The organism is Nocardioides sp. Root682 (assembly GCF_001427795.1).
In the GTDB taxonomy this organism is placed as follows: domain Bacteria; phylum Actinomycetota; class Actinomycetes; order Propionibacteriales; family Nocardioidaceae; genus Nocardioides.
In genome coordinates, this window is sequence record NZ_LMHJ01000001.1 from 711,562 (window position 1) to 728,728 (window position 17,167).

16 protein-coding genes are annotated in these 17,167 nt (G+C 69.3%); 5 read left to right on the plus strand and 11 right to left on the minus strand.

Going from position 1 to position 17,167, the window contains the following annotated elements; genetic code table 11:
* Positions 1-8 precede the first annotated feature (8 nt).
* The 5 genes from ASD84_RS03440 to ASD84_RS03460 form a co-directional block, all read right to left on the minus strand.
* Positions 9-833 carry an SDR family oxidoreductase gene (locus ASD84_RS03440; protein WP_056706674.1) on the minus strand — a complete coding sequence of 275 codons (825 nt, stop codon included), beginning with the start codon at positions 831-833 and terminating at the stop codon, positions 9-11.
* A gap of 87 nt (positions 834-920) precedes the next feature.
* Positions 921-1,991: an LLM class F420-dependent oxidoreductase gene (locus ASD84_RS03445; RefSeq protein WP_056706675.1), complete on the minus strand. Its 1,071-nt coding sequence runs from the start codon at positions 1,989-1,991 to the stop codon at positions 921-923.
* Positions 1,988-3,187: an acyl-CoA dehydrogenase family protein gene (locus tag ASD84_RS03450; protein ID WP_200954397.1), complete on the minus strand. Its 1,200-nt coding sequence runs from the start codon at positions 3,185-3,187 to the stop codon at positions 1,988-1,990. Before ASD84_RS03450 ends, ASD84_RS03445 begins: the two co-directional genes overlap by 4 nt.
* Positions 3,184-3,948, minus strand: coding sequence for a 3-hydroxyacyl-CoA dehydrogenase (locus ASD84_RS03455; protein ID WP_056706678.1), 765 nt, complete (start codon positions 3,946-3,948; stop codon positions 3,184-3,186). The genes ASD84_RS03450 and ASD84_RS03455 overlap by 4 nt, the downstream gene beginning before the upstream one ends.
* An 87-nt stretch (positions 3,949-4,035) precedes the next feature.
* A complete protein-coding gene (locus ASD84_RS03460; RefSeq protein ID WP_056706681.1) occupies positions 4,036-5,229 on the minus strand; it encodes a thiolase family protein in 1,194 nt (397 codons plus the stop codon).
* Between the two features lie 92 nt (positions 5,230-5,321).
* Here ASD84_RS03460 and ASD84_RS03465 point away from each other — a divergent pair, with 92 nt between their 5' ends.
* Positions 5,322-5,990, plus strand: a complete 669-nt coding sequence (locus tag ASD84_RS03465) for a TetR/AcrR family transcriptional regulator (protein ID WP_200954399.1) — start codon at positions 5,322-5,324, stop codon at positions 5,988-5,990.
* Here ASD84_RS03465 and ASD84_RS03470 read toward each other — a convergent pair.
* On the minus strand, positions 5,947-6,576 hold the full coding sequence (locus ASD84_RS03470) for a TetR/AcrR family transcriptional regulator (RefSeq protein WP_200954401.1): 630 nt from the start codon (positions 6,574-6,576) through the stop codon (positions 5,947-5,949). The two genes, ASD84_RS03465 and ASD84_RS03470, sit on opposite strands and share 44 nt — an antisense overlap.
* 75 nt (positions 6,577-6,651) lie before the next feature.
* Here ASD84_RS03470 and ASD84_RS03475 point away from each other — a divergent pair, with 75 nt between their 5' ends.
* Positions 6,652-7,875: an acyl-CoA dehydrogenase family protein gene (locus tag ASD84_RS03475; RefSeq protein ID WP_056706685.1), complete on the plus strand. Its 1,224-nt coding sequence runs from the start codon at positions 6,652-6,654 to the stop codon at positions 7,873-7,875.
* Here ASD84_RS03475 and ASD84_RS03480 read toward each other — a convergent pair.
* From ASD84_RS03480 to ASD84_RS03495, 4 genes are read right to left on the minus strand one after another with little or no spacing between them, the layout of a single operon-like run.
* A complete protein-coding gene (locus ASD84_RS03480; RefSeq protein WP_056706688.1) occupies positions 7,865-8,734 on the minus strand; it encodes an SDR family oxidoreductase in 870 nt (289 codons plus the stop codon). The two genes, ASD84_RS03475 and ASD84_RS03480, sit on opposite strands and share 11 nt — an antisense overlap.
* A 58-nt stretch (positions 8,735-8,792) precedes the next feature.
* Positions 8,793-10,055, minus strand: coding sequence for a DUF445 domain-containing protein (locus tag ASD84_RS03485; protein WP_200954402.1), 1,263 nt, complete (start codon positions 10,053-10,055; stop codon positions 8,793-8,795).
* Positions 10,052-10,702: a hypothetical protein gene (locus ASD84_RS03490; RefSeq protein ID WP_056706690.1), complete on the minus strand. Its 651-nt coding sequence runs from the start codon at positions 10,700-10,702 to the stop codon at positions 10,052-10,054. Before ASD84_RS03490 ends, ASD84_RS03485 begins: the two co-directional genes overlap by 4 nt.
* 3 nt (positions 10,703-10,705) lie before the next feature.
* On the minus strand, positions 10,706-12,058 hold the full coding sequence (locus tag ASD84_RS03495; RefSeq protein ID WP_056706692.1) for a WS/DGAT/MGAT family O-acyltransferase: 1,353 nt from the start codon (positions 12,056-12,058) through the stop codon (positions 10,706-10,708).
* Between the two features lie 177 nt (positions 12,059-12,235).
* Here ASD84_RS03495 and ASD84_RS03500 point away from each other — a divergent pair, with 177 nt between their 5' ends.
* Both ASD84_RS03500 and ASD84_RS03505 read left to right on the plus strand, forming a co-directional pair.
* Positions 12,236-13,957 (plus strand): NAD(P)/FAD-dependent oxidoreductase, encoded by a 1,722-nt coding sequence (locus tag ASD84_RS03500; RefSeq protein ID WP_327152792.1) that lies wholly within the window; start codon positions 12,236-12,238, stop codon positions 13,955-13,957.
* A gap of 114 nt (positions 13,958-14,071) precedes the next feature.
* Complete coding sequence (locus ASD84_RS03505; protein ID WP_056706695.1) at positions 14,072-15,106, plus strand: hypothetical protein; 1,035 nt, start codon at positions 14,072-14,074, stop codon at positions 15,104-15,106.
* Positions 15,107-15,161: 55 nt separating this feature from the next.
* On the opposite strand, the gene ASD84_RS03510 is transcribed toward ASD84_RS03505, so the two are convergent.
* Positions 15,162-15,779 (minus strand): TetR/AcrR family transcriptional regulator, encoded by a 618-nt coding sequence (locus tag ASD84_RS03510; protein ID WP_056706696.1) that lies wholly within the window; start codon positions 15,777-15,779, stop codon positions 15,162-15,164.
* 68 nt (positions 15,780-15,847) lie between these two features.
* Here ASD84_RS03510 and ASD84_RS25270 point away from each other — a divergent pair, with 68 nt between their 5' ends.
* The gene (locus ASD84_RS25270; protein WP_162251484.1) at positions 15,848-17,167 is read left to right on the plus strand and encodes a TetR family transcriptional regulator; all 1,320 of its coding nucleotides are present in this window, start codon (positions 15,848-15,850) and stop codon (positions 17,165-17,167) included.

Consider the following 17,167-nt stretch of genomic DNA (forward strand, 5'->3'; position numbering starts at 1 on the left):
GTGAGAACTCATTTCGAGGTGGTGGCAGCTGCGAACAGCGCATCGTTGACGGCGGTCGGGGTGACGGAGACGAGCGCGAGCTGCGCGCGGCTGACGTTGTCGCACCGGTACCGGCGCTTCGGGCGGCGCGACGTCAGCGCGCGATCGACGGCGGCCACGACCTTCTGCGGATCACCCGTCAGCTTCTGCATCCGCGCCAGGAGCTTGCGATTGCCGGTGAGGTGCGATGCGTAGAGCTCGCGATGCGCGGGACTGAGGCCGCTGGTCATCCGGTCGTAGTCGTCGAGCGCGTCGCCCCACATGTCGGTGCGGGTCGGACCCGGCTCGACGAGCGAGACCGGGATCTTCCAGGGACGCAGCTCCATCCGGAGCGCGTCGGCCAGGGACTCGAGGGCGTACTTGGAGGCACTGTAGGCACCCGTGCCCGGGAGGGTGATCAACCCGCTGACCGACGACATGAAGACCACGCGTCCGCGGGCCTCACGGATGTGCGGGAGCACCGCCTGGGTCACCGCGATCTGGGCCGTGACGTTGACGTCCAGCTGCCGTGACAGGTCATCGATCGACGTACCCTCCACCGGCCCCTGCACGATGATCCCGGCGTTGTTGACCACGCCGTCGAGCCGCGGCGGGAGGTGCTCCCCCAGCCGGGCGACGGCAGCACGATCGGTGATGTCCAGCTGGATCGGATGCACCTGCGGCAGCTTGCCCAGGTCGGCGAGGTCGGACTCCGAGCGGGCAGTCGCGTACACCTCCCAGCCTCGATCGCTCAGGTGGCGCGTGATGGCCAGGCCGATCCCCCGGCTGGCGCCGGTCACCAGTACAGAGGGCATGTGCTCGCCTCGCGCTCGCTCGTCGTCGATTACCTTACGATCATAATGTAATCGACGACGAGCGAACAGGCAAGCGACGCGAGCGCCTCAGGAAACGGCGACCGGCGAATGGCGCTCGGCCAGCAGCTCGGAGAGCCTGCCGACGTGCTCGACCCGATCGGCCGGCGTCGCGGCCATCGGGTTGACCAGCAGGGTCCGCACCCCGGCGTCGTGGAACTCACCGAGCTGGCGACGGAGGGAGTCGTCGTCGCCCATCAGGGTCACCGCCTCCACCAGGTCCTGCGGTACGGCGGCCGCAGCGGCCACCTTGTCGCCCGACAGGTAGAGGTCCTGGATCTCCTTCGCCTCAGCCTCGTAGCCGTAGCGACAGGCGAGCTGGTTGTAGAAGTTCTTGTCCCGCGCCCCCATCCCGCCGATGTAGAGCGCCAGCTGGTTGCGCACCGTCGCGGTGATCTCCGGCGTCGGCTCACCGACGTGGAAGCTCACCTGGAGCTGGATGTCGAGCTCGCCGAGCGCGGGGTCGCGCTTCGCGAAGCCGGCTGCCAGGGACTCGCCCCAGGCCTGCTGCGCCTTGAGCGGGTGGAAGAACAGCGGCTGCCAGCCCTGCGAGATCTCGGCGACCAGCTCGACGTTCTTCAGGCCCAGTGCGGCGATCGAGACCGGGATGTCGGCACGGAGCGGCCGGTTGATGATCTTGAGCGGCTTGCCGAGGCCCGAGCCACCGTGCTCCTTGGTCAGTGGCGCGCGGTAGTACTTGCCGTCGTACGACAGCGGCTCGCGACGCCACACCTGGCGGCAGATCTCGACGGCTTCGCGCGTGCGACCGAGCGGGGCGTCGTACTTCAGGCCGTGGAAGCCCTCGACCACCTGCGGACCACTGGCGCCCAGGCCCAGGGTGAACCGGCCGCCGGACACGAAGTCCAGTCCCGCCGCCGTCATCGCCGTCAGTGAAGGCGTGCGCGAGTAGACCTGCAGGATCGCGGTCATCAGCTCGACCTTCTGGGTCTTCGCCGCGACGTAGCCGAGCTGACTGACGGCGTCGAAGGAGTAGGCCTCCGGGATCGCCACCATCTCCAGGCCGACCTGCTCATAGGCCTGGATCAGCTCGACGCTCTCGTCGAAGCTGCCGGTGTAGTCCATGATCATGCCCAGCTTCATCGTGAGGCCTCCTTCGGGTAGCGGCCGGCGATGTCGCGACCGATGATCTCCTTCATGATCTGGCTGGTGCCGCCGTAGATCGTCTGCACGCGGGAGTCGCGGAAGGCCCGGGCGATGGGGTACTCGTTCATGTAGCCGTAGCCGCCGAACAGCTGCAGGCAACGGCTGGTGACCCGGACCTGCATCTCGGTCGCCCAGAGCTTCGCCTTCGAGGCCTCCGTCGCGGTGAGCGTGTGGTCACTGAGGGCCAGCGCGGCGTTCTGGATGTAGGACCGGGTGACCTCGACCTCGGTCTCCATCTCGGCCAGGTCGAACCGGATGGCCTGCTGGTCACCGATCCGCTTGCCGAACGCCGTGCGGTCGAAGACGTAGTCCTCGGTCCACTTCACCGCGGCCTCGGCCGCAGCGAGCGCCTGGACCGCGAGCGAAAGCCGCTCCTTCGGGAGCCGCTGCATCAGGTAGATCAGGCCTTCGCCGATCTCGCCGAGCACGTTCTCCGGGCCCACGCGCACGTCCTCGAAGACGAGCTCGGCGGTGTCCTGGCCGGGGATGCCGACCTTGTCGAGCTTGCGTCCGCGGGCAAAACCCGGGTCGTCGCGCTCGACGACGAAGAGGCTGAAGCCCCGCGAGCCGGCGTCGGGATCGGTGCGCGCGAAGACGATGACGAGGTCGGCGTTGATGCCGTTGGTGATGAACGTCTTGGTCCCGTTGAGGATCCAGCCGTCGCCATCACGGACCGCCGAGGAGCGGATCCCCTGGAGGTCGCTGCCGGCACCCGGCTCGGTCATCGCGATGGCGCCGACGATCTCCCCGGACGCCATGCCCGGCAGCCAGCGCTGCTTCTGCTCCTCGGTGCACAGGTCCACCAGGTACGGCAGCACGATGTCGTCCTGCAGCCGCAGGCTGAGGAGGTACGACGTCGCGCCGACCGCGGCGAGCTCCTCCGCCACGATCATGGGGAACCGGAAGTCCGACACTCCCCCGCCGCCGTACTGCTCCGGGACGGCGAGGCCGAGGATGCCGTTCTTGCCGGCGGCCTGCCAGGCGCTGCGCGGGACGAGGCGCTCGTCCTCCCACTCGAGGTAGTACGGCTCGACCTCACGCTTGACGAACTCGCGCACCGAGGCGCGGTAGTCGTCGTGGTCGACGTCGTAGAAGCCACTGCGCAGGTTCAGGCTGCTCTGCTGAGCGGTCATCGGGGGGCCATCCGGATGGCGCCGTCGAGACGGATGGTCTCGCCGTTGAGCATCGGGTTCTCGACCACGTGGGCGGCCAGGGCGCCGTACTCCTTGGGGTCGCCGAGGCGCGAGGGGTGCGGGACCTGTTGGCCGAGGCTCTTGCGGGCCTCCTCGGGCAGCGAGGCGAGCAGGGGGGTGTCGAACAGGCCGGGCGCGATGGTGACGACGCGGATACCGATGGTCGACAGGTCGCGGGCGATCGGCAGGGTCATGCCGACCACACCGCCCTTGGACGCGGCGTAGGCGGCCTGGCCGATCTGGCCGTCGAAGGCCGCGACGGAGGCGGTGTTGATGATGACGCCGCGCTCCTCGCCGACCAGCTCGAGGCCGGCGATGTGCGCCGCAGCAAGGCGGATGACGTTGAAGCTGCCGATCAGGTTGATCTCGATGATCCGCTGGAACTTGTCGTAGGGGTAGGGGGTGTTGCCCTTCCCGACGGTCTTGATCGCGTCCCCGGTGCCGGCGCAGTTGACCACGACGCGGAGCTCGCCGAGCTCGGAGGCTGCGGCGATCGCGGCGAGCACGTCGTCCTCGCTGCGGACGTCGCCGGGCACGAAGCGCACGGCGTCGCCGAGCTCCTTGGCTGCGACCTCGCCCGGGCCGCCGGGAAGGTCGAGGATGACGGCCTTGCCGCCCTTGGCGAGCAGCGCCTCGACGGTCGCGCGGCCCAGGCCCGAGGCGCCGCCGGTGACGAGGGCGACGGTGTTGTTGATCTGCATGTGAGTTCCTTGCTGTGGTGGAGTTTCGACGTCGGCTGCAGGGGTTTCGAGGCTCGGCGCTGGCGCGCCTCGCACCTCAACCAGCGGTCAGATTCGTTCGATGATGGTGGCGTTGGCCATGCCCTGGGCCTCGCACATGGTCTGGATGCCGTAGCGGCCGCCGGTGGCCTCGAGGTGATTGAGGAGCGTGGCGAGCAGGCGGGTGCCCGAGGAACCGAGCGCGTGGCCGAGCGCGATCGCGCCGCCGCGGGGGTTGAGCTTTGCGGGGTCCGCGCCGAGGTCGTGGGCCCAGGCGAGCGGGACCGGGGCGAAGGCCTCGTTGACCTCGTAGGCGTCGATGTCGTCGATGCCCAGACCGGCCTTGGCGAGGGCCTTCTGGGTCGCGGGGATCGGGGCGGTGAGCATCATCAACGGGTCGGCGCCGAGGACGGCGTACGACACGAACCGCGCCCGCGGGGTCAGACCGAGCTTGCTCGCCATCTCCTCGCTCATGATCAGGGCGGCCGAGGCACCGTCGGTGAAGGGCGAGGAGTTGCCGGGGTGGATCGCCCACTCGACGTCGGGGAAGCGCGCGGCGTACTCATCGGTCCGGAACGCCGGCTTGAGGCCACCGAGGCCCTCGGCCGTCGTGCTCGCGCGGACGGTCTCGTCGATCCTGTGCTCGACGGCATTGCCCTCGGCGTCGGTCACGGTGATCGGCACGATCTCCTTGTCGAAGAACCCCGACGCGATCGCCTCAGCAGCGCGACGGTGCGAGGTGGCGGAGTACTCGTCCAGCGTCGCGCGGTCGAACTTCCACTGGGTCGCGACCAGCTCGGCCGAAACGCCCTGGTTGACCAGGCCCTCGGGGTAGCGCGCCGTCAGCTCGGGGCCGAAGGTGTCCTTGCCCTGGGTGGTGCTGCCCATCGGGACCCGGCTCATCGACTCCACGCCGGCGGCGATCACGATGTCGTAGGCACCCGCGGCCACGCCCTGGGCGGCGAAGTGGACCGCCTGCTGGCTGGAGCCACAGGCCCGGTCGATGGTCGTCGCGGGGACGGACTCGGGGAAGCCCGCACCCAGGACAGCGGTGCGGCCGATGTTGAGCGCCTGCTCACCACCCTGCATGACGCAACCGGTGATCACGTCGTCCACGAGCGCGGGATCGAGGCCGTTGCGCTCGACGATCGACTTCAGGACATGGACCAGCATCGAGGTCGGGTGGGTGCCCGACAGGGCGCCACCCATCTTGCCCTTGCCGGACGCGAGACGGACGACGTCGACGATGACGGGAGTGGGCACGAGGCACCTCCATGGCTTAGGGTTTCGTTAACCAGTCAGTCCTGACTGGTTAGTGCACTGTAGCCTGTCGCCGCTGCGATGTCATCCGTGACGTGACCGACGAGAAGGACGAGGACCCGATGCCCGGTACGTCGTCCCCCGAGCGCCCCGCCACCGAGCGGGCCCCCGCGAAGCGCGCCCTGCAGAGCCGCACCGTCGACGTCCAGCGACAGATCCTCGACGCAGCCGTCGAGGTCCTCGTCGAGGACGGCTACGGCGGAGCGACCACCCTGCGCATCCAGGAGAAGGCAGGAATCTCCCGCGGCCGCCTGCTGCACCACTTCCCCTCCCGGGCCGCGCTGCTCATCGCGGCCACGCACCACCTCGCGAACGCCCGCGTGTCCGAGCTGGACGAGGACCAGCGCTGGCCCACGGACCCCGGAAAGCGCATCGATGCCGCCGTCGAGGCGATCGCCCTGACGTTCAGGCAGGGCTACTTCTGGGCGGCCACCGAGCTGTGGATCGCGTCCCGCCACGACGACGAGCTCCGCGCTGCACTGCTCCCCGGCGAGCGCGACCTGGCCCGCGGCATCCGGCTCGGCCTGGACGCCTTCTTCGGCCCCGACCACACCGCACACCCGGACTACGACGACTTCCGCGAGATCCTGTTCACCAGCCTTCGCGGCATGGCCCTCACCACGGCATTCGACCCACGCGAAGAGCCGACGCGCAGGCACATCAACCGGTTGAAGAAGCTGGGGCGTTCGGTCCTGCTGGACTGAGCAGGGTCACCAGCGTCTCGACGACGGCGTTCCGGTCGGCGCTCGCCGCCGGAGACATGGTCGAGGTGCTGTTGAGCGCACCCACGACGAGGTCGCGCAGGATGCGCAGGTCCACGTCGTCGCGCACGACGCCGTCCTTCTGCCCGCGGGCCAGCACGTCGAGCCAGACCTTTCCGAACCGGCGCTCGTGCCGCACGTGTTCAGCACGCAGCGAGGACGGGATCGTCTCGACCATCCGGACCACCGACGAGGCTCGGTCGTCGCTGGCGTGCAGGGCCTCCAGGTGACCCCGGATCGCAGCACGCAATCGATCGACGGACGAGGCATCAGCAGGAACGGACCCGACCGCAGCGACCAGCGCGGCCCGCGCCGAGTCCACGCCGTCCTGGAGGACGGCCGCGACCAGGTCGTCCTTCGTCGCGAAGTGGAAGGCGAGGCTGCCGACCTTCAGCTCGGCGGCATCGGCGATGCGCCGGAGGCTCGCGCCGCCGTACCCATGGAGCGCGAACTCGTGCGCCGCCGCCGCCAGGATCCGCTGGCGGGTGCGCGCGGCCTTGCCCTCGGCGGCCATGTCAGAACCAGTCACGCCGAGAGACTAGCAAATCTGACGTTCGTCCGATTATGCTGAATCGTACAGTCGTCCGATTCCGAGGAGAACCCCATGAGCGTCGCCCGCACCCAGGACCGCATGTCGCACGACGTGTGGCTGCCCGAGGAGACCCGGCAGGTGCGCGCACAGGTCCGCGACGCCGTCGCCAAGCACCTGGCTCCGGTCGCCCGCGAGATCGGCGAGCGCGAGGAGTCCCGGGACAGCTTCGCGTGGCCCGCGTTCCGCGGACTGGCGTCCGAGGGCGTCTTCGCACTGCCCTTCGCGAAGCCGTACGGCGCCGGCCTGGAGTTCCCGATGCTGGCGACCTGCACCGCCGCCGAGGAGATCGCCTACGAGTCCTCCTCCATTGCTGGCGTGTACGACGGCCAGTGCATCCTCGTCCCCCAGACCCTCACCTTCGCGACACCCGAGGTGCAGGCCCAGCTGATCCCGGACCTGGTGTCCGGCGAGACCGCGTTCGCCTTCGCAACCACCGAACCGGCCACGAGCTCTGACCTGACGGCCGAACGCCTCGGCACCGTGGCGATCGAGGCCGACGGCGGCTGGATCGTGAACGGCCGCAAGCGCTGGATCACCAACAGCGTCGTCGCCGGCTGGGCCTCGATCCTGGTCCGCGACGGCCACGACGGGAACCGCGCCACGATGCTGCTGGTCGACCTCAGTGCACCGGGCGTCCGGATCGGCGAGCCCGACCTGAAGATGGGCCACCGTGGCCAGATCACCGCCGACATCGTGCTCGAGGACGTCTTCGTGCCCCGGACCCACGTCCTCGGCGAGCCGGGCCGCGGCATGGGCGTCGCACTCTCCGCGCTGGTCCGGGGCCGCATCGGCATCGGCGCGGCCGGCGTCGGCGTGGCTCAGGCCGCCCTGGACCTCGCGGTCCACCGGCTCCAGACCCGCGAGGTCTTCGGCAGGCCGCTCGGCGCGATGCAGCACTGGCAGTTCACCCTCGCCCAGCGCGCCACCGAGCTCGAGTGCGCCCGCAGCCTCTACCAGAAGGCCGCGTACCTCCTCGACACCGGCGACGCCAGCGCGGAGCCGGAAGCCGCCATGGCGAAGGCCTACGGCACCCGCCTCGCGGTCGACATGGTCCGCGATGCCATCCAGATCCACGGCGCCCTCGGCTTCGCCCGCAAGGTCTCGGAGTCCGGCGAGTCCGTTCGCCTGGAGGAGATGTACCGGGACTCCAAGATCCTCGAGATCTTCGAGGGTGCCAACGAGCTGCAGCAGTGGATCGTCGCCCGACGCCTGATCGGGCGCGACATCACCGGCTGACGGGCACCACCTGGTCGTTGCGCCCCAGCGCGTCGACCTCAGCCTCGAGCGTGGGCACGGTCTGTGCAGCGAACCGTCGCATCCACGGCCATGCCAGCGGCGAGTTCAGCAAGCCCTGCGCCCAGTTGGCGACACCGACCGCGCGAGGGACGTAGACCCGCGACTTCCGGCGCACGAGGGCGTCCACGATCGCACTGGCGGCCTCGTCGACGCTGGTCGTGACGTTGCCGGGGTACGGCAGGCGCCGACGCATCCCGCGGAACGACGGCAGGTCGGCCTCCGCTCCGCGCACCAGGTCGGTGTCGATCCAGGACGGGTGCACGAGCCCCACGGTCACGCCCAGGTGCGCCACTTCCTGGCGGTACGCCAGGGCCAGCATCTCCACCCCGGCCTTGCTGGCGCCGTACGACGCCATGGCGGCCAGCGGCATGAAGGACAGTGCCGACGCGACGACCAGGGCGTGCCCGCGGCTCTCCGCGAGATGGGGCGTCGCGTACTTCAACGTCCGGAAGACACCGTTGACGTTGACGTCGATGACCCGCTCGAACGACGCCTCCTCGATGTTGCGGACGGTTCCGTACGCCGCGACTCCCGCGTTGGCGACCAGGAAGTCGATGGCACCCAGGTCGTCAGCACAACCGTCGATGGCCGCCCGGAGCTCTTCCCCGACTCGGACGTCGGCGACGTGCCAGACGGCACTCCCGCCGAGGTCGTGCGCCAACGCCTCCAGCCGGTCCGGCTCGAGCCCGACGAGGCCCACCCGGGCGCCTCGCTCGACGGCCAGCCGGGCGACCATCTCCCCGATGCCGCGTGCGGCTCCCGTGACGACGACTGTCCTGCCCTGAAGGTCCTGGTTCATCGGACGAATATAACCTTGTTATCGACTGTCGTCCATCCCCATCTCCCGGAGCACCCGCTCAGGCGCCACCGAGGTGCGTGACCAGCTCGACCTGGAGCTCACCGACCAGGAAGCCCAGCACCGCCCCGACGCTGATCATCAGCCACTCGTCGTCCTTGAAGATCGGACGCATGATGCCCTCGAACTGCTCGGTCGTCAGCTGCGCCATCTTCTCGGCCAGCACGTTCTCGACGTCGAGCACCCTGGCCGCGTAGTCCTCGACCTCGGGCATCTCGGGCAACAGGGTCAGCACCCGTCGTACGACGGTGGTCTTCATCTGTTCGTAGCGCACGGTGCCGATCCCGACGGCCACCAGCGACCGGGCCGGACCGAGGGAGCGAGCCACCACGTCGTCGACCTCGCGCTGGACCATCACGAAGAGCCGGTCGGCGCCGGGCCCGGTCAACACGGCCTCCAGCAGGGCCGCCGGCTGGAACAGGTCCGCGGCCATGATCCGCGCGTAGTCCCGGGTGATCTGGTCACGACTGGCGTGCAGCACGCCGTGCATCCGCTTGCCGAGGATCCGCCGCGGTTCGCTCGGCCGGAACAGCAGGGTGAGGGCGATCCAGTCGCTGAGGAACCCGGTGACCAGACCGAAGGCCGGCATGATCCAGAGGTTGTGCCAGTAGGCCCACGCGACGGTCTGGACCAGGCCGATGGCGAACCCGAAGACCAGCCCGGTCCGTCGCAGGAACAGCATCGAGCTGCCGGCCGTCTGCCGCATCATGTCGTTGAGGCGGTGCTTGTGCTGCACGAGCGTGGTGACGGTGAGGTAGTGCAGGTCGATGAACTGGTCGACGTCGGCGCGGATCTCGGCGACCAGGCGGTCCACGATCCCCGGTGCCTGCTGCTGGACACGGGCGCGAACGAGGCGGCGGACCGGATCAGGCAGGGCGTCCCAGCCGCCGGGCGTGATCTGGTCGACGACCTCCCGCGCCACCTCGTCGACCGCACGCGCCAACGGGACCCGGAGCTCGTGCACGGCGTCGGCGCCGTCGAAACGCGCGAGCAGGTCCTCGGCACGCAGGAGGTTCTCGGTCAGCAGCCGGATCGTGACGGCGGCGACCTTGCCTGCCCGTCGCGGCACCAGCCCCTGCCAACCGAACGGCCCGATGCCGACGAACTTCATCGGTCGGTAGAGCATCTCGATCGCCACGATCTTGGTGACGTAGCCGATCAGCGCCGCGATCAGCGGCATCGAGGCGTAGATGTACCAGTACTCACTGATGTCCGCGCGGATCTCCGGCCAGGTCTGCACCGCCGCGACCAGGTGGGTCCTCACACCGACCGCTCCACGACCCGCTCCATCGTCTGCTGGGCCGCCCACAGCTCCCGGCCGAGGTCGGACAGCTCGAGTCCGCCTCTGCGGATCCGCGGCCCCAGCGGCCCGCGGCCGGCACCGCGGATGGCGTCCAGCACGTCGGGCTCGGCAAGGAGCACCTCGTACTCAGGACCGCGGTCCTCGCGCTCCGCCGTGGCCACCACCAGCCCGGTGGCGAGCAGCCGCGTGACGTAGTGCGGCGTACGACGAACCAGGGCGATGCCCGCCTGGCGACCGATCAGTGAGGCGTTCCGCAGCCCGAGGTGTTCCTCACCGTCGCGGCGCGCTTCGACGTGGACCAGCGGACTCCACGCGCGCCCCGCCAGGGCCGCGATGATCCGGGCCTCGTCGGGCACCAGCCCGCGGACCAGTGCGTCGAGCAGGAGGTCCTCGGCCTCAGCGCTCGACTGGGTCAGCGCCTGTTCGAGCAGTACGGCGAACCGCCGGGCCGACGTTCGCGCCGGCACCTGTCGCCCGAGCTCGGCCACGACCGGGCGCACCGGCGCGCCCAGGATCCGGCGACTCCCCTGACCTGCGATGTGCGCCGTGGCGCGGAGCAGGGCCGCCGAGGCATCGACCAGCGGGCGCAGGTCATCGGCGGCGGCCATCGCTCACCCCTCTACTGCCTTCTCCAGCGCCTCGAGCGCACCGTCGAGGTGGATGAGCATGCGCTGCAGGTGGGGCAGGGCACGGCGGTCTCCCACGATCCCGAAGGTCATGGTGTTGTCGTAGCGGGTGAGGGTGATGTTCATGGCCTGCGCCTCGGAGATCATCGACACCGGATAGATGTCGGTCATCTGTGCGCCGTTGTAGTAGAGCGGCTGATTGGGCGCCGGGACGTTCGAGATGATCAGGTTGAACGGGTGCCGCGGCAGCGCCGTGATGCCGGTCAGGGACGACACGATCGCGCCGCCCATGATCAGCTTGCTGACGGCCAGGATCTCGGCCGCGGACATCTTCGCGAAGCGCTCCTTGGCAGCGCGCGTCTGCGTCAGGATCGACTCGACGCGCGCGACCGGGTCGTCGTGGTTGGTCCCGAGGTCGCAGAGCATCGCACCGAAGGCGTTGCCCTCGCCCTCGGGGATGCCGTCACCCTCACGGCGGACCGACACCGGCACCATCGCGATGAGCGACCGGTCCGGCAGGCCGCCCAACTCGTCGAGGTAGGCGCGCAGCGCGGCGCCGGCCATGGCCAGACCGACGTCGTTGACCGTTCCACCGACCGCGTTGGCCACGGCCTTGAGCCGGGCCAGGGGCCACTGGTCACCCGCGAACCGACGGGCACCGCCGACCTTGACGTTGAGCGGGGACGGCGGCGCCTCGAACGGCACCGTCGCACTCTCGTCGCGCCCCATGTCGATCAACGACTTCACTGCGGTCGCTCCTCGAAGCACGGGCGCCAGACTGATGCCGCCGCTCGCGACGACCGCCTTGCGAGGACGCTTCGGACCGGCCATCCAGGGCGGTGTGCAGTTGCGGTCGTCAGGATCCGGGCTCATGCTGCCCAGGACGTGCTTGGCCAGCGACATGCCGTCGGCGATCGCGTGGTGGGTCTTGAAGGCCGTGGCGAACCGGCCGCCCTCGAGGCCCTCGAAGACGTGGAACTCCCACAACGGCCGGCGGCGGTCGAGCAGCACCCCGTGCTGGACCGACACGGCTTCGAGGAGCTCGCGGACCCGGCCCTGCCCGGGGAGGGCGGAGTGCCGGACGTGATGGTCGAGCTCGACAGGCTCGTCGTCGACCCATCGCAGTGTCGAGGGCGACAGCAGCCTCCGGGCAGGCCGGCGCCGGAACGCGCGCTTCAGGTCGTCACTCGCGAGGAGCTGCTGGAAGTAGCTGGTCACCCACTCCTGCGGGTCGGCATCCTGCGGCGGACGGAACAGCTGCAGCGTGATGACCTGCGCCGGGCGGCCAGCGGCCTCGCCCAACAGGAACATCGCATCACCGATGGCGATGTTGTTCATGACGTGACCTCCGCTTGCCCCATGGCGGCGAGAGCTGGCGCCTCGCTCCCGACTGAGCATAACTTCACTTATGGTCGATGGCAACGTGCTTCCCGCCACCTCTGCCGAACACTGTTTTTGAATAGAGACTAGATTTTTTTCCGAACGGCCCGTACGGTCCTCGTACACTCTGTACGAATTTGTGAGGAACAGAACCAGATGACCGAAACCCAGATCCCTCGCAGCGCTGACGTGGTCGTGGTTGGCTCCGGCCACAACGGCCTCGTCGCCGCCGCCTACCTCGCCAAGGCCGGCCTCGACGTACTCGTCGTCGAAGCCTCACCCACCGCCGGCGGCATGACGTCGACGAACCCCTTCCCGGAGGCACCGGAGTACATGATGAACGAGGCGTCGATCCAGGCCTCGCTGTTCCGCACGACCACGATCGACCGCGACCTCGAGCTGTCCTCGCGCTACGGCCTGCGTCAGACGGTCATCGACCCGGCCCACTTCCAGCTCGCTGCTGACGGCTCCTCCCTGGGCCTGTGGCGCGACCCGCGCAGGACCGCGGCCGAGCTCGAGTACTTCTCCAGGAAGGATGCCCGGGCGCTCCTCGAGCTCTACGAAGTCATCGACGCGGCCGTCGAGCTGGGCCTGCCGATGATGCAGACCAGCCCCACCAAGCCCGAGATCACCAAGGTCCTCAAGTCCGCCAAGGGACTGGTGAAGAACCGCAAGCAGATGGCGGCCCTGGGTCGCTGGATGACCTCCTCACAGGCCGAGGCCATCGAGGAGTCCTTCGAGCACGACATGATCCGTGCTCCCCTGCTCACCTCGCTGCCGTTCATGCCCTTCGACGCGGACCTGTCCGGCTGGTCGTTGATCTACCTCGGCGTGCTGAGCAAGTACGGCGTCGCGATGTTCCACGGCGGCACCGGCTCGCTGCCCAAGGCCCTGATCAAGGTGATCCGCGACAACGGTGGCGACGTGATCACGTCCTCGCCCGTCGAGGAGATCCTGGTGACCAACAACCGTGCCGTCGGGGTCCGCATCGCCGGCGGCGTCGAGATCAAGGCCAAGCGCGCCGTCCTGACCGCATGCAGCCCCAAGACGACGCTCACCAGGCTGCTGCCCCGTGGCGTCCTCGCCCCGAAGGTCCAGAACGCCGCGGACCACATCCCCACCAAGAAGCGCGGCATCTCCGACCTGAAGGTCAACGTCGCCCTCTCGGGCCGGATCGACATGAGCAAGCACGAGAAGTGGCGTGGCGACGGCATCGACCTGCGCATCGCCTGCAACTGCTACCACACCTACGAGCAGGCGCTCGCGGCTGCGCGCTCGTGCGTCCGGGGCCAGGTCCCCGACGCGATCCCCGGCCTGGCCCAGGTCACCAACGCCTTCGATCCCTCCATGTCACCCGAGGGCAAGGACCTGTTCTGGTTCTGGTCCGGCCTGGCACCGTCGATACCCGAGGACGGGTGGGACGTCGCCCGCAAGCAGATCACCGACTCGGTCATCAAGGACGCCGACGAGTACTACAAGGGCGTCGACGAGATGCAGGTCGCCGTACGCCCCCTCGTCATGCCCGACATCGAGGAGCGGTTCTGGGCCATCGACGGCTCGGTCTACCACGTCGACCCCACCCTGAGCCGGTTCGGCCCGAACAAGCCGGTCGCCGGCCTCGCCGGCTACAAGACCCCCGTCGAGGGCCTCTTCCTCACCGGCTCCGGCACCCACCCCGTCGCCGGCATCAGCGGCATGCCCGGCCAGAACGCCGCGCGCACCATGCTCAAGCAGTTCGGCATGGAGGACAAGGGCGGCCGGATCGGCCAGCTCAAGGCCAAGCTCACCCAGGACCGTCGTACCAGCAAGGGCGACGACTACACGTCCGGCCAGAACGATCCCTTCCCGGGCCGCTGAGGACGCCAAACTCGGCAGAAATTTATCTGGCCTTAGAATCGAACAGTGTGTACGATCAGAGAACACACTGTTCGATTCTGCCTTCGTCGGCCACGATCTTGAAGGACGCACACGATGCTCTTCGGCACCGACAACATCACCGATCCGGTCCCCGTACCGCCGGGCTTCGAGCCCGGGTACTCCCCCATCGACGGCTACGGGAACCTGCTCCCCCACCCGTCTCCGATCATCGCCAGCGACTTCGACGCCTGGTTCTTCCTGTTCTGGGCGGGCCTGCTGGTCGTCGGCCTGGCCGTCCCGTGGGCCACGGTCCGGCTGTTCAAGCACAAGGACCCGCTCCCCTGGCTGATGCTGCTGGCCGGCTTCGGCACCTCGCTCGGCGAGCCGATGCTGGACCTGGTCGGCCACCTGCGCTGGTCGGAGAACATCCACGGGCCGGCCTTCATCAACTTCGGCATCCCGGTGCCGCTGCTGATCCCACCCTGCTACGCGCTGTTCATGGGCCTGGAGTCCTACTGGATCTGGTCGGTCATCCAGAAGGGCATCAACAAGCGTGCCTTCTTCCTCATGTTCGCGGCCGTCGGCATCAGTGACGCGATCATGGAGCACCCGGGCGTGATCATGGGTGTCTACGAGTACTACGGGCAGCAGCCGTTCGAGTTCTACAAGTTCCCGTTCTACTGGTCCTTCATCAACGGCGCCGCCATCTGCTCGATCGCCGTCGTGCTGCACTACGTGTGGCCGCGGGTCCAGGGCAAGGGACTCAAGATGTTCTGGGTCGTCCCGATCGGCATCATCGCCACCACGGCCGCCGAATTCGGCACGGGGTTCCCGGTGTTCCTCGCCATCAACGCCGACATCCCGGTCTGGCTGCAGTGGGTCATCGGGTCCGGCTCGCTCTTCCTCGCTGTGTTCTGGATCAGCAAGCTGGGCGACCTGGTCTGCACCGAGTCGAGCCTGAACTGGACCTTCTGGGGCCTGTTCAGGTCGCGGTTCATGACGCCGGCCGCACGGCACCGCTACATCGAGAGCATCGGCTGGAACTCCGACGTCGAGCCGCCCTCCTCGGAGTGGCCGCCGGTCCGGTGGGTCGAACGCGCCGCCACGGCGGCGCCGGACAGCACACCGCCCGAGAAGGTCAGTGTCTGACCAGCACGCCCCGTCCCTCGGCCCGTCGCACCAGCGGCGGGCCGGGGGCCGTTCGTCATTCGGCGTAGAGGGCACTCCACATGAGGTTCGCGACGGCGTCGAGCTGTCGCTCGCTCTCCTCGGGACTCGCGTCGGCAACCAGGTGGTACAGCCCGCGCTCGAGCATCCACACCAGCCACTGCCCCGTGCGCTCCACGTCGAAGTCCCCTCGGCCGAGCGCCTGCAGGTGCTCGGTCAGTCCGGCCGTCGCTCGCGCCACGAGCGCCGAGTGCAGCTCACGGATACCGGGGTCGTACGACGCCGCGTCGGTGATCGAACGGAGGATCTGGCGGTGCTCGCGATAGGTCGCGAACAACGGCCGCAGCGCGTCACGGACGGCGTCCGGGCTGTCGGGAACCCCCAGCTCGAACCACGGCGTCCCGGCCTCGGTCAGGTCGATCGTGACGTCCTCGGCCATCGCCGCCAGCAGCGCTGCCTTGTCGGAGAAGTACGAGTAGAAGGTCGAGCGCGACACACCGACTGTCGTGATCAGGCGCTCGACGCTGAGGTCGGAGTACAGCTCCCCCGCCTCGAGCAGCGGTGCGACCACGCCGATGAAGTGACGAGCCAGGACCAGCCGCCGCTTCTCCCGGGACGGCTGCAGCGGGTTCATCTTCTCCGTCGCGCGCGCCATGCCGGAACCCTACCGACCCGCGGCCGCGAATCGAACACCGTGTACGACGTGCGGGCAGGTGCATCGTGGTGACCACGGTGCACGAGCGCGTCGGGACCGCGCCCGCAGCCTCCACCACGCAGCGTCCCGGCGGCACGGCCACCCGGATCCTCGACGCAGCGGCCAGGCTTCTCGCCGAGAAGGGGTACGGCGGCCTGCGGATCTCCGACGTCGCGAAGGCCGCGGACGTCCGCCCCGCTGCCATCTACTACTACTTCGCCTCCCGCGAGGTCCTGGTCGAGGAGGTGCTCTGGTTCGGCATGGCCCGGCTGCGACGCCACGTCGAGGAGACCCTGCTCGCCGCCGGTGACGAGGTCACCGCGATCGACCGCCTCCTGCTGGCCGTGGAGATGCACCTGCGCTACGAACTGGAGATCTCCGACTACACGCAGGCCTCGATCCGCAACGCCGGCCAGGTGACACCCGAGATCCGCGAGCGGCAGCGCCAGGAGTTCCGCGCCTACCGCCAATTGTGGCTGGACCTCGTCGACGCCGCGGCCGACGAGGGTGGCCTGGCTCCCGACGCCGACCGCCGGCTCGGCGTGATGCTGACGATCGGGGCCCTCAACGGGACGGTGGAGTGGTGGCGACCGCACCGCGGCGACCTCCAGACGGTCATCGACCACGCCTGCCTGCTGGTGCGGCACGGCCTGTTCGCTGCAGCCGACACCACACCGGCTCCCGCTGCGCACGCCGTACCCGCGAGTCCCCCGGCTCCCCCAACTCGCCCGGCTCCCCCGATCTCCTCCGAGACCCGTGACCGGATCCTGGCGGCGACAGCCGCCACCCTGCGCGCCCGGGGCTACTCGAAGTGCCACCTGTCGGAGGTCGCCGAACGCGCCTCCGTGCAGGCGCCGGCGATCTACCACTACTTCACGTCACGCGACTCCTTGATCACCGAGGTGCTCTCGCTCGGCCAGCGCGCGGTCGGCAACCACATGCGCGCCGCGGTCGAGGCGCTCCCAGCTGACGCGGATCCCCGGCACCACGTCGCCGCCCTCACCGAGGCCTACCTCCGGGTGGAGCTCGAGCTCAGCGACTTCGCCACCGCCGTCACCCGCAACGTCGGCCAGGTGCCGGCCCCCGTCCGCGCGGCCCTCCTGGCCGAGGGCGACCGCTTGCACGCCCTGTGGCACGCGCCTCTCGAGGACGCCGCCGCCCTGGGACTCCTCCGCCCGGGCCTCGATCCGGCCATCACCCGGATGCTCGTCCTGGGCGCACTCAACTGGGTCCCGGAGTGGTGGCACCCGGGCGTTCCCGTCGACCGGCTCGTCAAGGCAGCCCACCGCCTGCTCGGAAACGGGCTGTTCCCGTCACCCCTGACCACCGCACCACCCCAAGGAGACTGA